At 66.9% G+C, this 14,403-nt stretch carries 13 protein-coding genes and 1 pseudogene; 8 read left to right on the forward strand and 6 right to left on the reverse strand.

The window, feature by feature from the left end; genetic code table 11:
* The first annotated feature begins 1 nt into the window (after position 1).
* A complete protein-coding gene (locus BN972_RS09805; protein ID WP_036355740.1) occupies positions 2 to 367 on the forward strand; it encodes a DoxX family protein in 366 nt (121 codons plus the stop codon).
* Here BN972_RS09805 and BN972_RS09810 read toward each other — a convergent pair.
* The 3 genes from BN972_RS09810 to BN972_RS29920 form a co-directional block, all read right to left on the reverse strand.
* Positions 350 to 838, reverse strand: coding sequence for a nitroreductase family deazaflavin-dependent oxidoreductase (locus BN972_RS09810; protein ID WP_051545346.1), 489 nt, complete (start codon positions 836 to 838; stop codon positions 350 to 352). The two genes, BN972_RS09805 and BN972_RS09810, sit on opposite strands and share 18 nt — an antisense overlap.
* A 202-nt stretch (positions 839 to 1,040) precedes the next feature.
* Positions 1,041 to 1,514, reverse strand: a complete 474-nt coding sequence (locus tag BN972_RS29520) for a hypothetical protein (RefSeq protein ID WP_051545186.1) — start codon at positions 1,512 to 1,514, stop codon at positions 1,041 to 1,043.
* A gap of 73 nt (positions 1,515 to 1,587) precedes the next feature.
* Positions 1,588 to 1,899, reverse strand: coding sequence for a hypothetical protein (locus tag BN972_RS29920; protein WP_200869724.1), 312 nt, complete (start codon positions 1,897 to 1,899; stop codon positions 1,588 to 1,590).
* Positions 1,900 to 1,933: 34 nt separating this feature from the next.
* On the opposite strand from BN972_RS29920, the gene BN972_RS09820 reads away from it, so the two are divergent.
* Together BN972_RS09820 and BN972_RS09825 are read left to right on the forward strand one after the other, a co-directional pair.
* Entirely contained in the window at positions 1,934 to 2,620 is a 687-nt protein-coding gene (locus tag BN972_RS09820) for a response regulator transcription factor (RefSeq protein WP_036355741.1), read from the forward strand.
* Positions 2,617 to 4,062, forward strand: a pseudogene (locus tag BN972_RS09825) (sensor histidine kinase); the annotation flags it as partial. The gene BN972_RS09820 and the pseudogene BN972_RS09825, both read left to right, overlap by 4 nt.
* A gap of 8 nt (positions 4,063 to 4,070) precedes the next feature.
* Here the strand turns inward: BN972_RS09825 and BN972_RS31350 are convergent.
* Both BN972_RS31350 and BN972_RS09830 read right to left on the reverse strand, forming a co-directional pair.
* Positions 4,071 to 4,976 carry an endopeptidase gene (locus BN972_RS31350; protein ID WP_083041824.1) on the reverse strand — a complete coding sequence of 302 codons (906 nt, stop codon included), beginning with the start codon at positions 4,974 to 4,976 and terminating at the stop codon, positions 4,071 to 4,073.
* A 21-nt stretch (positions 4,977 to 4,997) separates the two neighbouring features.
* Complete coding sequence (locus BN972_RS09830) at positions 4,998 to 5,759, reverse strand: TVP38/TMEM64 family protein (protein WP_036355742.1); 762 nt, start codon at positions 5,757 to 5,759, stop codon at positions 4,998 to 5,000.
* Between the two features lie 180 nt (positions 5,760 to 5,939).
* Here BN972_RS09830 and mutA point away from each other — a divergent pair, with 180 nt between their 5' ends.
* The 5 genes from mutA to lipL all read left to right on the forward strand — a co-directional run bounded on the left by mutA (position 5,940) and on the right by lipL (position 14,188).
* A complete protein-coding gene (gene mutA, locus BN972_RS09835) occupies positions 5,940 to 7,799 on the forward strand; it encodes a methylmalonyl-CoA mutase small subunit (RefSeq protein WP_036355744.1) in 1,860 nt (619 codons plus the stop codon).
* A gap of 4 nt (positions 7,800 to 7,803) precedes the next feature.
* Positions 7,804 to 10,068 carry a methylmalonyl-CoA mutase gene (gene scpA / locus BN972_RS09840; protein ID WP_036355746.1) on the forward strand — a complete coding sequence of 755 codons (2,265 nt, stop codon included), beginning with the start codon at positions 7,804 to 7,806 and terminating at the stop codon, positions 10,066 to 10,068.
* Positions 10,069 to 10,338: 270 nt separating this feature from the next.
* A complete protein-coding gene (locus tag BN972_RS09845) occupies positions 10,339 to 11,640 on the forward strand; it encodes a hypothetical protein (RefSeq protein WP_142277029.1) in 1,302 nt (433 codons plus the stop codon).
* A gap of 207 nt (positions 11,641 to 11,847) precedes the next feature.
* A complete protein-coding gene (meaB, locus tag BN972_RS09850) occupies positions 11,848 to 12,831 on the forward strand; it encodes a methylmalonyl Co-A mutase-associated GTPase MeaB (protein ID WP_036355750.1) in 984 nt (327 codons plus the stop codon).
* Positions 12,832 to 12,895: 64 nt separating this feature from the next.
* The gene (lipL, locus tag BN972_RS09855) at positions 12,896 to 14,188 is read left to right on the forward strand and encodes an esterase/beta-lactamase LipL (RefSeq protein ID WP_036355751.1); all 1,293 of its coding nucleotides are present in this window, start codon (positions 12,896 to 12,898) and stop codon (positions 14,186 to 14,188) included.
* Here the strand turns inward: lipL and BN972_RS09860 are convergent.
* The gene (locus tag BN972_RS09860; protein ID WP_036355755.1) at positions 14,185 to 14,403 is read right to left on the reverse strand and encodes a dodecin; all 219 of its coding nucleotides are present in this window, start codon (positions 14,401 to 14,403) and stop codon (positions 14,185 to 14,187) included. The two genes, lipL and BN972_RS09860, sit on opposite strands and share 4 nt — an antisense overlap.

Raw genomic sequence — 14,403 nt, forward strand, 5'->3', positions numbered from 1 at the left:
GATGAGCACTTTGACGTCACCCAAGACCTACGCGGCGCTGGCAGCGCTGCAGGCCGGCGATGCGGTTGCGTGTGCGATTCCGCTGCCGCCCATCGCGACCGCGCTGGACACCGTCGGATTGCCCGAGAGCGTCCGCCCGGTGCTGCCGGTGGTGAAAGCCGCCTCGGCGGTCGGGCTCGCCTCGGTGACCCGCTATCCCACCCTGGCCAGGCTGACCACCGCGCTGCTCACGCTGTACTTCGTGCTGGCGCTCGGTGCGCACATCCGGGTGCGGGACAAAGTCGCCAACGCGCTCCCGGCGGCGTTGTTCCTAGCGCTGTTCGCCGCGATGACGGCAAAGGGCCCGGAGTCACCCCGCCAGCCGTAGCTCCACCATCGGCAGCGGCCGGTCGCCGAGGGTTTCCTCGAGAACGTGCTGGAACTGCTGCCAGGCGCGTGGGTGACGGCGTTGGTACTCGGCAAGAATGCCATCGGCTTCTGCTTCGCTGAGCACGCGGGCGGTAGCCGTCGCGGGCGCGCGGCTGCGGACGAAAACGCGCACTTTTGGGTTGGCCTGAATGTTGCGGAACCACTGCGCCTTCGCCCCGAACCCCGAGGGAACGATGTAGGTGTCGGGCTGCGGGTGGCCGACGACCTCCAGCACGACGTGACGGGGGAGGCCCGATTTGCGGCCGACGTGTTCGAGCATCAGCATGCGGGAGCCGAAGAGCGCCCCGGCGCGCGCTCGGTAGATCCAGATCGGGGCGCGCACGAGCCTGCGGGATCGCAGGAGGCGTGCGCCTACCCGCGCGAAAAGCCCTGGTGTACCCGTGGTCCTTACCCCTCCTCCTTCGAGGATGCCACGAGCTGGTGGGGTGTCGCGAGGGTGCGCAGATGCCCGCCGACACGCCGCTGGGCGTGGCATTCTCCGCACGCTCGGCGGGTGATCCCGGGCGTGTGGCCGCTCGTTGCGTCCCAGCCCGGCGCGAGGGTGCGCAGATGTCCGCCAACACGCCGGTGGGCGTGGCATTCCGCGCACCCTCGCGGCCAACCGCGTTGAGCTACCGCGGGGGAGCGGGCGATGCGCTGGGCCCGGCCGACGGCGACGCCGGCGGCTGGCCCGGCCCCGGCGGCTGGCCCGGCCCCGGAGGCTGCTGAGCACCGGGTCCACCCGGCCCGCCGGGGCCCATCGGCGGCGGTCCGCCCGGGAACGGCGGCCGCATCCCCATAGGTCCATGGCCCCACGGGCCCTTCGGTCCGGCCATCGGTCCGCCGGGGCCTGGCGCCGGGGCGCCGAAGTGCGCTGGTCCAGGTGGCCCGAATCCCGGCGGGGGCGGGGGCGGCCCGAAGCCGAAGGCCATGATCAGGGCGGCTGCGCCCGCGGTGAAGACGGCGCCCAACAGGCCGCCCAGCAGCCCGGCGCCGAGCACCACGCGGGTGGAGTGGCGGCGTTCCTTGGCCACCACCAGGGCAGCCGCGGATGCGGGCACGGCGGCCGGTTGTTCGGGGGCGACCGCGGATTCCTCGGAGGTCATGCGACTCCTCACATCGTCGGATTGATTGGCAACCGCGACGGTAGGAGCCGAACTTGAAGTGGAGCTGAAGAATTCAGCGCGGGCCGGGCGGCAGCGGTGGCGGCACCGGGATCAGGCTGGGCGCCGACGACGGCCCGACGCTGGGTGCCGGCGCGACGCTGGACACCGGCGGCGGTGGCGGCGGGTAACTGGGCGTCGAAGAAAACTGCGGATACGGCGGCGGGGGCAGCTGCACGCGAACGGTGAACACCAGACCAGTCACCGCGAAGGCGGCGGCCGCTCCAAGCGCCAGACCCGCCAGCCCGGCGCCGACCACCACGCCGGTGGAATGCCGCCGGGCAGGTGGCGGTGGGGCGGCCGGCGGCGGCGTGTTGGTGGGAGTCACGCGGTGAGCGTAACGCCAGATACGCTCGCGAGGTATGACCGAGTTCAGCGTCGGCACGCCGCGGGTGCTGGTGGTCGAGGATTCCGAAACCATCCGCGAAATGGTCAGCGAAGCGCTGGCCGACGCCGGCTACCACACCGATACCCGTTGTGACGGAGACGGATTGGAAGAGACTCTGGACGGCGTGCGGCCGGACCTGGTGGTGCTCGACGTGATGTTGCCCGGCCGCGACGGATTCGAGCTCATCGACGTGATCCGCGAGTGGGGGGAGATCGGGATTGTGTTGATCACCGCCCGCGACGGGTTACCGGACCGGTTGCGTGGGCTCGACAGCGGAGCCGACGACTACGTGGTCAAGCCTTTCGAGCTTGCCGAATTGGTGTCGCGGGTGGGCGCGGTGCTGCGGCGCCGCGGGCGCCTGCCCACCGTGGTGCAGATCGGTGACGTGATCCTGGACGTCGAAGCGGGCGTGGCGGCGCGCAATGGCCATCGGCTCGACCTGACCGCCACCGAACTGAAGTTGTTGCAGTACCTGGTGGAACAGCGCGGCCGGATCGTCAGCGCCGGTCAAATCCTCAGCGCGGTATGGGGTTACGACGCATACGACCCGAACCTGGTGCAGGTGCACGTCAGCGGGTTGCGGCGCAAGCTCGAAGCGCACGGACCGCGCATCCTGCACACCGTGCGGGGTATCGGCTACCGCCTGCAGCCGCGGTCATGACGGACCAAAGCGTGACGCCCACGCCGTCGCTGCAGCGCCGGGTGCTGGTGCTGGTCATCGCGCTGCTGGCGGTGCTGCTGGTGGTGCTCGGTGTGACGGTTGACGTCAGCCTGGGCATGCAAGCCCGCCGGAATCTGCACGACCGGCTGCTCGCCGCCACCTCGCGGGCCGACGCGCTGGCGGCGGCCCACACCTCGCCCGACCTGCTGGCCGCCGAACTAAACGGCGGCAGCGTGCGTGCGCTCGTCGTCACGGCCGATGGCGCTACCTACGGTGATCCCGGCATCAGGCCCGATACCCAAGCGGGCCCGATGGTTCCGCCGCCGCGCCGTCCACCGCCGCCCGGCCATCCACCGATGCCGATGCCCATGCCGGGGCCGCCGTCCGGTCCGCCACTGCCGCCACCACCGCCCCCGCCCCTGTTCCCACCGGACAGCACCGCGACGGTGCTGGTTCACCCACTGCCCGACGGCGCGCGGGTGATCCTGGTCGCCGACACCACGCAAACCACCGACGTCACCCGCCAGTTGCGTCAACTGATGATCAGTGCCGGCCTGGCGACACTGGTGATCGCGGCCCTGCTGCTGATTGCGGTGAGCCGGGCGGCGCTGCGGCCGTTGGACCGGCTGACCGCACTGGCCCGAAGCATCACCACCGGCGACCGCGGCCGGCGCTTGCATCCGTCCCGGACAGACACCGAATTAGGGCGCGCCGCAAGCGCATTCGATGGAATGCTGGACGCGCTGGAGGAGTCGGAGTTGCGCGCCCGCCGGGCGGCCGACGACGCACAGCGGGCCGAAGCCGCGACGCGGCAATTCCTCGTCGACGCCGCGCACGAGTTGCGCACTCCGATCGCTGGGATCCAGGCCGCCGCCGAACAACTCGCCGCCCACGAGGCCGAGGAAGCCCAGCAGCGGCGGGCCAGCTTGTTGCAGTCCGATGCGCGCCGGGCCGGGCGCCTGGTGGCCGACATGCTCGACCTGAGCCGAATCGATGCCGGGATCACGTTGTACCGCCAGGACACCGACCTGGCCGCCATCGTCGACGCCGAGGTGCAGCGAGCCTCGATGCTTGCCCCGCACCTGTCGATCGTCCGCACCGGGGTCCCCGAGCTCACCGTCCACGCGGACCCGACGCGCGTCGCGCAGATCCTCTCCAACCTGCTGGACAACGCGCGCCGGCACACGCCCGCCGACGGCACCATCACCGTGGACCTGCGCGTCGACGACACCGCGGACGTGACCGTCACCGATACCGGCCCCGGGATTCCCGACGACGAGCGGCTGCGCATCTTCGAACGGTTGGTACGCCTGGACGCCGGCCGCGCCCGCGATCACGGTGGCGCCGGGCTCGGGCTGTCGATCGCCCGGGCGCTGGCCCGGGCGCATGGTGGCGATCTGGTGTGCCTGCCGCACGACGGCGGCGCGCAATTCCGGTTGAGTTTTGCCGCTCAACCCGTCACCGCGGTGAGACCCCATTGCGCAAGCCACGGCCGTACCAGCTCCGCCACCGAAAACGTTGCGGGCGTTGAACATCCGGGGTTGGGATCATTGGGCCGCCCGGCGCGGATGTGGATCCCGACCGCTACGGCACCATCGGTGGTCAAGAGGTAGACCGGGCCGCCCGAGTCGCCACACCGGCTGGCCGCCAGGAACACCACTTTGCTCTCGGTAATGGCGGTGATCTCCCCGCATTCCATCCGGCCCGTCGTCATGCCGTACTTGCACAGTTGCTGGCCGAGCTGCAGGTCGTCCGCAACGCCGGTCACCGGTAACGAGGCGATGATGGCCGGGGTGCGCGGCACCTCGTCGGAGTCGAGCAGGAACAACCCGATGTCGTGATCTTCGCCGTGTTCACCTTCCAGCACGGTTCGGCTGAAGGTGCCCACGGTGGTGTAGGGGAGGCTGCCCGGGTTCATGCTCACCTTGCTTTGCTCACCGAGCTTGTTGCAGTGCCCGGCGGTGAGCACCCCGGTACCGCCGTCGCCGGTGCGGACCAGAAACCCCGCGGTGCAACCCATTCCGCCGCTGCCGTCCGCGTAGGTGACGGCAATGCCGGTGCCGGGCCCGACGGCGCCCGCAGCGGGCAGCGGGATGGGCGGCTGCACCTCCGGCTTCAGCTGCAGCAGCGGCGCCCGGTGGACCGGCATCTGCAGGGCCGCGACGAAGGCCGCGGCGCCGAGCAACGCGACAGCCGACAACCGCCAGCTATAGGTTCCGTGGGAATTCGGCGCCGGGACCCGTCTGAGTCCGCGGGCCATCAATGGCCACGCCGCAACCGTCAGACACAGCAGCATGCCGCCGAGCAACAGCACCGTGCGAAGAGACGCGTGCGCCGCCGGGGTCATGCCATAAATCTTGCACTCAGGCCGAGGACGTCAGGGGGTGACGACCGGTTCTGAGACTGGTTCACCGGTTTCCGGTGCCGACCGGTGGTGGCGCCGGTACTGGCGCACCTCATAGACCAGGCCGCACAGCCCCAGCGCGCCCGTGCACACCGAGACCAGTACCAGCAGCGGGCTACCGTCGCCGGCGACCGCGTTGCCCAGGATGACCACCGCGACCGTGCCGGGCAGCAGCCCCGCCAACGTCGCCCACATGTAGGGCATTACCCGCACCGCGGACGCACCGGCGGCGTAGTTGATCGCCGCGAAAGGCACGAACGGAATGAACCGCAGCGACAGGATGGCCAGCCACCCGCGTTCCCGCATGCGGTCATCGAGGCGGCCCACCGCCCGGCTGCGCACCAGGCGATCCAGTCGCCACCCGGTCGCGCGTACCAGCAAGGTGGCCAGCACCGCGCTGGCCGTACTGGCGGTCACCGCGATCGCGATGCCGAACACCGGCCCGAACAACAGCCCGGCGGCCAGGGTGAACGTCGTGCGCGGAAACGGTGGCACGGTCACCACGACGTGCACCAGCCAGAACACCAGCGGGAACCAGGGGCCCACCGATCGCGCCCACTCGCGCAGCTGCATCGCCGTGGGCAGTTCGACCAACAACGCGACCGCCACCAAGGCTGTGATTCCCGCCACGGTCGTCACCAGCCGCAGCACCGACATCTGACGCACGGCCAACCAGACAGCGGCCGCAATCGCACGCACCGTATCGGTGGTTTTGCTGATGGCGGCGGTCGTCACGCTGTCCAAGGGTACGGGTAGTTCGTGAATATCCAGTATCCGCAGGCTGGCGTTTCACCACTGGTGAGCCGCCGATCACAGCACCTCGATTCCTAAGTCGGGGCGGCGATCAATTAGCCTTATTAGCTAAGCAACGATCCCGGAGTAACCCACAATTGCTGCGGAAACAGGAGCAAATCGGTGTCCATTGACGTACCCGAACTCGCCGACCTAGAACAGGTTCGCGGGCGCTGGCGCAGCGCGGTCGCCGGTGTGCTGTCCAAGAGCACCCGAAGCGACCCGGCGGACTTGGGGGATCACCCCGAGGAGCGGTTGGAGACGCCGACGTACGACGGATTCGCCATCCGTCCGCTCTACACCGCGTTCGACGAGCTGCCGGAACCGCCGCTGCCTGGGCAGTGGCCGTTCGTGCGCGGCGGTGATGCCCTGCGTGACGTCAAGTCGGGCTGGAAGGTCGCCGAGGCGTTCCCGCTGCCGGACACGCCGACCGGGGAAGCGAACGGGGCACTGCTTGCTGCGCTCGGCGAAGGCGTCAGTGCGCTGCTGGTGCGGGTGGGGGAGTCGGGCGTAGCCCCCGAGCGCCTCGCGGCCCTGCTCGACGGTGTGTACCTGAGCATGGCGCCGGTCATCCTCGATGCCGGCACCCACTACACCGCGGCCGCCGACGTGATGTTCGCACTGGTAGAGGCGGTGGACGACGAGCAGCGCGCCCTGGTGTCGGTGGACTTGGGTGCCGACCCGTTCACTGCGGTGCTCAGTGACCGCAACGCTCCCTCGGTCGAGGACGTCGTCGCCGTCGCGCAACGCGCGGTCGAATACCGGGGGGTGCGGGCCGTCACGGTCGACGGGCCCGCGTTCCACAATCTGGGCGCGACCGCCGCGTGGGAACTCGGCGCCACGATCGCCGCGGCCGTGGCGTATCTGCGCACGCTCACCGAGGCCGGTCTCACAGTTGGCCAGGCGCTCGGCCAGATCAGCTTCCGGCTGGCCGCCGACGACGACCAGTTCATGACGCTGGCCAAGATGCGCGCCGTGCGCCAGTTGTGGGCCCGGGTGGCCGAGGTGGCCGGCGACCCCGACCGTGGGGCGGCCGTCGTGCACGCCGAGACGTCGCTGCCAATGATGACGCAGCGCGACCCGTGGGTGAACATGCTGCGCTGCACGCTGGCGGCTTTCGGCGCCGGCGTCGGTGGTGCCGATACGGTGCTGGTCTACGCGTTCGACGTCGCCATTCCGGGCGGGTGGCCGGGCACCGCTACCAGTTTCGCCCGCCGCATCGCACGCAACACCCAGCTGTTGCTCCTGGAGGAGTCACACGTCGGCCGGGTGCTGGACCCCGCCGGCGGCTCCTGGTTCGTCGAGGATTTGACGAAAGAACTGGCCGAACGGGCGTGGGAGCACTTCCAATCCATCGAGTCGCGCGGCGGTTTTGTCGAGGCCCGCGAGTACCTGGCCGGCCGTCTAGGCGAGCTGGCGGACAAGCGCGCCGACGACATCGCCCATCGCCGGATCGCGATCACCGGTGTGAACGAATTCCCCAACCTCGGTGAAGCTCCGTTGCCGCAAGGGGATTCGCTGGGCAGGGCCGGGCAGGTGCGCCGTTACGCCGCCGAGTTCGAAGCGTTGCGAGACCGCTCGGACGTGTTCCTCGCCGAGCACGACAAGCGCCCGCAGGTGCTGTTGCTGCCGCTGGGACCGCTGGCCGAGCACAACATCCGAACCACGTTCGCGGCAAACCTGTTGGCTTCGGGCGGTATTGAAGCGGTCAACCCAGGACCGCTCGACGCAGACGGGGTCGCCGATGCCGTCGCCGCGGCGGGTTCACCGACCGTGGCGGTGATCTGCGGCACCGACAAGCGCTACGCCGACGAGGCGGCCGGTGCCGTGCGGGCGGCTCGCGCCGCCGGCATCGAGCGGGTGTATCTGGCCGGTCCGGAGAAGGCGCTGGGCGAGGCCGAAGACCGGCCCGACGAATTCCTGACAGCGAAAATCAATGCGGTTGAAGCACTTTCGAGCTTGCTGACCAGGTTGGGGGCCTAATCATATGACCGCCACAGTTCCGTCGATAGGTAGTTTCTCCGATATTCCCTTGCGTAGCGAGCGTACGACGCAACCGCCCACCGACGCAGAGGTGCAAGAGCACATCGCCGCCGCCGCGAAGGCGCACTGGTACTCGCCAGAGGATCTGCAATGGCAGACCCCCGAGGGCATCGACGTCAAGCCGGTGTACATCTCCCAGGACCGTGCCGCGGCCGGGGAGGACGGCTACCCGCTGCACACCTTCCCCGGTGAGCCGCCCTTCCTGCGGGGGCCGTACCCGACGATGTACGTCAACCAGCCGTGGACGATCCGCCAGTACGCCGGGTTCTCCACCGCCGCGGAATCCAACGCCTTCTACCGCCGCAACCTGGCCGCCGGCCAGAAGGGCCTGTCGGTCGCCTTCGATCTGGCCACCCACCGCGGTTACGACTCCGATCACCCGCGCGTGCAGGGTGACGTCGGAATGGCCGGCGTAGCAATCGATTCGATTCTCGACATGCGCCAGCTGTTCGACGGTATCGACCTGTCGACGGTGTCGGTGTCGATGACGATGAACGGCGCCGTGCTGCCGATCCTGGCGCTTTACGTGGTGGCCGCCGAGGAGCAGGGGGTGCCGCCGGAGAAGCTGGCCGGCACCATCCAGAACGACATCCTCAAAGAGTTCATGGTCCGCAACACCTACATCTACCCGCCCCAGCCGTCCATGCGGATCATCTCCGACATCTTCGCCTACACCAGCGCCAAGATGCCGAAATTCAACTCCATCTCGATCTCCGGCTACCACATTCAAGAAGCCGGTGCCACAGCGGATTTGGAGCTGGCCTATACGCTGGCTGACGGTGTCGAGTACATCAAGGCGGGCCTGGACGCGGGTCTGGACATCGACAAGTTCGCGCCGCGGCTGTCGTTCTTCTGGGGCATCGGCATGAACTTCTTCATGGAGGTCGCCAAGCTGCGGGCCGGCCGGTTGCTGTGGAGCGAGCTGGTCGCCGAGTTCGACCCCAAGAGCGCCAAATCGCTATCTCTGCGCACACATTCGCAAACCTCCGGTTGGTCGCTGACCGCTCAGGACGTGTTCAACAACGTTGCCCGCACCTGCATCGAGGCCATGGCCGCCACCCAGGGGCACACGCAGTCGCTGCACACCAATGCCCTCGACGAGGCGCTGGCACTGCCCACCGACTTCTCGGCCCGCATCGCGCGCAACACCCAGCTGGTGTTGCAGCAGGAATCCGGCACCACGCGGCCGATCGACCCCTGGGCCGGTTCGTATTACGTCGAGTGGCTCACTCACCAGCTCGCGCAGCGGGCGCGCGCGCACATCGAGGAGGTCGCCGAGCACGGCGGCATGGCGCAGGCCATCAGCGACGGCATTCCCAAGCTGCGCATCGAGGAAGCCGCCGCGCGGACCCAGGCGCGCATCGATTCCGGGCAACAGCCGGTGATCGGAGTCAACAAGTACCAGGTGGTCGAGGACCAAGAGATCGAGGTGCTCAAGGTCGAGAACAGCCGGGTGCGCGCCGAGCAGCTGGCCAAACTCAAGGAGCTGCGGGAGACCCGGGACCAGGACGCGGTCGACGCCGCGCTGTCCGAGCTCAGCCGCGCCGCTGCCGCCCAGGGACCCGCTGGTGAGGATGGGTTGGGCAACAACCTGATGGCGCTGGCCATCAACGCGGCGCGCGCGAAAGCCACCGTGGGGGAGATCTCGGACGCGCTGGAGAAGGTTTACGGTCGTCACCAGGCCGAGATCCGTACCATCGCCGGCGTCTACCGTGACGAGATCCAAGGAGGCGGCAACATCACTCCGCTTTCCGATGCCACCGAGCTGGTCGAGAAGTTCGCCGAGGCCGACGGGCGCCGGCCCAGGATCCTGATCGCCAAGATGGGCCAGGACGGTCACGACCGCGGCCAGAAGGTGATTGCCACCGCGTTTGCCGACATCGGTTTCGACGTCGACGTCGGGTCACTGTTCTCCACGCCCGAAGAGGTCGCCCGCCAGGCCGCCGACAACGACGTGCACGTGGTCGGAGTGTCGTCGCTGGCCGCGGGACACCTCACCCTGGTGCCGGCGTTGCGCGACGCGCTGGCCGAGGTGGGCCGCTCCGACATCATGGTCGTGGTCGGTGGCGTTATCCCGCCCGGTGACTTCGATGAGCTCTACGAGGCGGGCGCGGCCGCGATCTTCCCGCCGGGGACCGTCATCGCCGAGGCGGCGGTCGGCTTGCTGACCAAGCTGGCCGAGCGGCTGGGGTATGACCTCGGTCCGTAACGTCGAATAGCGGGGTTCGCCCCTATCGCTCCTGACGTTCGCAAAAGTCTCTTTCTCGAGTTACCGCAAAGGCCTTCGCGAGTTAGCCGACGTTGTTAAATTTGACCTTGCCCGGTCCACGTCGGTCTCACAGGCTAAGTGGACGATGCCGCAGGTCCGTCGGGAGACTCGGGGAACTCCCGAGGGACCTGACTCGGAATCAATTCATCAAGGGGGGCGATGAAAGGGGTAGCTCGACCAGCTTTCCAATGGCCGTCGCTAGGGAGCAATGTGCTCTCATCGGACCCGCTGAGCGATGTCCTCAGCACTAGCCGAATCCGGGATAACGCGCAAGGATCGGCTCCGAAGCAGCCAATAGCCAACCACACGCGCACATTTTTTACCCTGCTGGCGTGGGTCATGGGTTGCACAGCAGTACATGTTTTTATTGTTTTAGTGGTCTACTCAAACGCGGTCGTGCTACTGCAGTATTATGCTGTCAATTACGACTATGGTTTTGTCCGTCGCGGTTTAGCGGGCGAGCTTATTAGTCTATTCCCATATTTTGATTATTTTACCGTCGCATATGCAGTGGTCTGGGCTTCCGCGATAACATGGCTAATTTGCCTGGCCGTGCTGGTCTGGATTGTCTTATCGCCCGACCCGTCCAGCCAGCGTCGAAGAATGCTTGCGTTGCTTATTCCAGTGCTGCCGTTCTCGCTATCATACGCAGTCTACAATTCGCACCCAGAGATATGGGGGATGTCTGCATTATTGATCTTCAGCATCGCCATACGAGGCGCCCGCACAACAAAATCGAAAGTAGTCGCTTCTATTGTTTACGGGCTGCTGATAGCAGTTCTGGCGCTGATTCATGAGGCGATACCCGTCCAGTTCGCGCTCGGCGCCGTACTTGCGGTTACGGTGCTTTCCAAAGACTCTTCGACATCGATGAAGCGGATGCTCAGTATCGTGGCCGTCGGTCCGGGCGTTTTGACACTCTTCCTCATCGCCGTGCTGGGGCGCCGCAACATCGGAAACGATCTGTGCGCCCAAGTTCCCCATGGCTTCATCGACGACCCGGTGGGTACGGTCAGTGTGCCGCACAGCAGCTTCAGTTTCATATTGCCACAATTTCAACGGCAATCCGATTTTCACGACTGGGTCTGCGAAAAGACGTTGCCCTTCTGGCAACTCGACATTTTCGGTGCAGCCCGGGTAGTGGCCTCCTACGGATTCCTACGGCTCCTCATCTCTATTGCTCTTGGAATTGTCATTGGTGCCGTCACAATCGCGGCCGTGCGTAACGTGTGTGCTGTGCCATTTGTCTTGATGATGAAAGAGATTCGCACGAACAGATTGATGGTCGTGCTGGCGGCAGCGCTTATCATCCCGCTCTTCATAACGGGTTTGGATTGGACGCGGTGGTGCACCCTCATCGCTTTAGATGTGGCTATCGTCTATATCCTCTTCGCCATCGACAGACCAGAGATGAATGAGAGCCCCGCCCGGCGGAACTGGCTTATGTTTGTTGTGACTGTTGTGGTCTTTGCGGCCATACCGCTTGGAGACCTCAACAACGCCGGCTACTAGAAAGTGGGCAGGCAGGCCAGTTCACCTCGCTGCAGGGCGACCGGGTCGTCGCCGGTGTACCCGCAGCCCCGTGCGGCGTCCTGATCGTGGCCTGCATATGGAACCCTGAAGTCTGAAGAATTGGGCCGCGTCATCCGATCAGGCCGAAGTTGGAAGGCAGGGAACCGTGACCAGTCCCGATCTTGCCCGTACATCCACGAGTAACTGATGCGGCGAGCCGACACTGTCGAGGAGCTCGCGGGAGCAATTCGGGAAGGCGACCGCGCAGCGTTGCCAAGGGCCATCACATTGCTGGAATCCACCCGCGCCGACCATCGGGAACGGGCCCAGCAGCTACTGCTGGCGCTGCTGCCCGACGCTGGCAACGCCCACCGGATCGGCATCACCGGGGTGCCCGGGGTGGGCAAATCCACCAGCATCGAGGCGCTTGGTATGCACCTCATCGACCATGGTCACAAGGTGGCGGTGCTGGCGGTGGACCCATCCTCAACGCGCACCGGTGGCTCGATCCTGGGTGATAAGACACGGATGGCGCGCCTGGCGACCCACCCCGACGCCTACATCCGTCCATCCCCGACGTCGGGCACTCTGGGCGGGGTAGCAAAGGCGACCAGGGAGACAGTTGTCTTATTGGAGGCGGCCGGTTTTGACGTCATCCTGATCGAGACGGTGGGTGTCGGGCAGTCCGAAGTGGCGGTGGCCAATATGGTCGACACCTTCGTTCTGCTGACCCTCGCGCGCACCGGGGATCAGTTGCAGGGCATCAAGAAAGGAGTCCTCGAGCTCGCCGACATCGTGGTGGTCAACAAGGCCGACGGCGCGCATCTCAAGGACGCCCGGATGGCCGCCCGCGAACTCTCCGGGGCGATCAGGCTGATCTACCCGCGCGAAACGCTATGGCGACCACCCGTTTTGACGATGAGCGCTATCGAGGGCACGGGCCTGCCGGAATTGTGGGAGACCATCGAGAAGCACCGCAAAGTGCTCACCGAAGCCGGGCGGTTCGAAGCCCGCCGGCGCGATCAGCAGGTGGACTGGACCTGGCAGATGGTCCGCGACGCGGTGCTGGACCGAGTGGTGTCCAACCCGGAGGTGCGCCGAATCCGCAAGGATTTGGAGCGTCAGGTCCGGGACGGGGAGCTGACCGCGGCCCTAGCCGCCCAGCAAATACTTGAGATCGCAACTTCCTAACGGTTAGGTAACTTAATCTTGGTTTGCCGGTGGCCGCCCAAAACGGCCAAGTAAATTTGACGCCGTGACGGTAGACATCGGAGTCGATCGCCGCGCTGTCCAATCTCACCATGCCCCTGACGCAGGGCATGGTGTGTTCGGCGCCGCGGACTCCCACTTCGCATGCGTTGTACGTGCTTTCTCGACCATGTTCCCCGGTAGCCGCCTTGGCGGCGGGGCGTTGGCGGTGTATCTCGACGGACAACCCGTCGTCGACGTCTGGAAGGGCTGGGCGGATCGGGAGGGACGCATCCCGTGGTCGGCCGATCACGCGCCGATGGTGTTCTCGGCGACCAAGGGGATGGCCGCCACGGTCATCCACCGCCTGGCCGACCGCGGCCTGATCGACTACGACGCGCCGGTTGCCGAGTACTGGCACTCGTTCGCCGCCAACGGCAAGGCGAAGATGACCGTGCGCGAGGTCATGAAGCACACCGCCGGTCTATCGGGTCTGCGCGGGGCCACCCAGGAAGAACTACTCGATCATGTGCTGATGGAGGAGCGGCTGGCGGCGGCGTCGCCGGGACGGCTGCTGGGTAAGCCGGCCTATCACGCGCTGACGTTCGGCTGGCTGATGTCGGGGCTGGCCCGGTCCGTGACCGGCAAGGACATGCGGGTGCTTTTCCGGGAGGAACTGGCCGAACCGCTGGGTACCGACGGCATCCACTTGGGCCGTCCGCCGGCCGATTCGCCCACCCGGGCAGCCGAGATCATCATGCCCCAGGACCTGGCGGCCAACCCGATCCTGACCGGGGCGGTGCAGAAGGTGGCCAACTACTTCTCCGGCGGCTACCGATCGATGTACTTCCCCGGCGTGATCGCGGCCGTGCAGGGCAACATGGCCATGCTCGACGCCGAAATTCCCGCGGCCAACGGAGTCGTGACGGCCCGCGGGCTGGCCAGGATGTACGGCGCGATCGCCAACGGCGGCGAGGTCGATGGCACCCGGTTCCTGTCCCGGCGCCTGGTGGCCGGTCTGACCGGTGAGCGGATCATCCAGCGGGACCGAAACATATTCGTGCCGATGGCCTTCCACCTTGGCTACCACGCGCTGCCCCTGAAGAACGTGATGCCGGGATTCGGTCACGTCGGGCTGGGCGGATCGGTGGGATGGAACGACCCCGAAACCGGGTTGGCGTTCGCCGTGGTGCACAACCGGTTGCTGACCCCGTTGGTGCTGACCGACCACGCCGCGTTCGTCGGCCTCTACAAGTTGATCCGCGACGCGGCAGCAAAGGCACGCAAGCGGGGCTACCGCCCGGTGCACGGGCTGGGGGCGCCGTACGTCGACTCGGGAGATGTTGCTGCGGAAGCTTAGCCTTCCGAATCTTCCAGGCGGAAGCCGACTTTCATGGTCACCTGGTAGTGCGCGACATTGCCGTCTACCAGGTGGCCACGAACGGACTGCACCTCGAACCAGTCGAGGTTGCGCATCGTGTCAGAGGCGCGCGCCAGGCCGCTCTTGATGGCGGCGTCGACCCCGTCGGGTGAAGTGCCGACGATCTCGATCACGCGGTAGGTGTGGTTGCTCAT

Origin of the sequence: Mycobacterium asiaticum DSM 44297 (assembly GCF_000613245.1) — a bacterium.
Taxonomy (GTDB): domain Bacteria; phylum Actinomycetota; class Actinomycetes; order Mycobacteriales; family Mycobacteriaceae; genus Mycobacterium; species Mycobacterium asiaticum.

What these genes read in the sequence shown, in the direction of transcription:
- BN972_RS09805 (WP_036355740.1), top strand. Translation starts at nt 2, where the DNA reads ATGAGCACTTTGACGTCACCCAAGACCTACGCGGCGCTGGCAGCGCTG.
- BN972_RS29520 (WP_051545186.1), bottom strand. Translation starts at nt 1,514, where the DNA reads ATGACCTCCGAGGAATCCGCGGTCGCCCCCGAACAACCGGCCGCCGTG.
- BN972_RS09820 (WP_036355741.1), top strand. Translation starts at nt 1,934, where the DNA reads ATGACCGAGTTCAGCGTCGGCACGCCGCGGGTGCTGGTGGTCGAGGAT.
- scpA (WP_036355746.1), top strand. Translation starts at nt 7,804, where the DNA reads ATGACCGCCACAGTTCCGTCGATAGGTAGTTTCTCCGATATTCCCTTG.
- meaB (WP_036355750.1), top strand. Translation starts at nt 11,848, where the DNA reads ATGCGGCGAGCCGACACTGTCGAGGAGCTCGCGGGAGCAATTCGGGAA.
- BN972_RS09860 (WP_036355755.1), bottom strand. Translation starts at nt 14,403, where the DNA reads ATGAGCAACCACACCTACCGCGTGATCGAGATCGTCGGCACTTCACCC.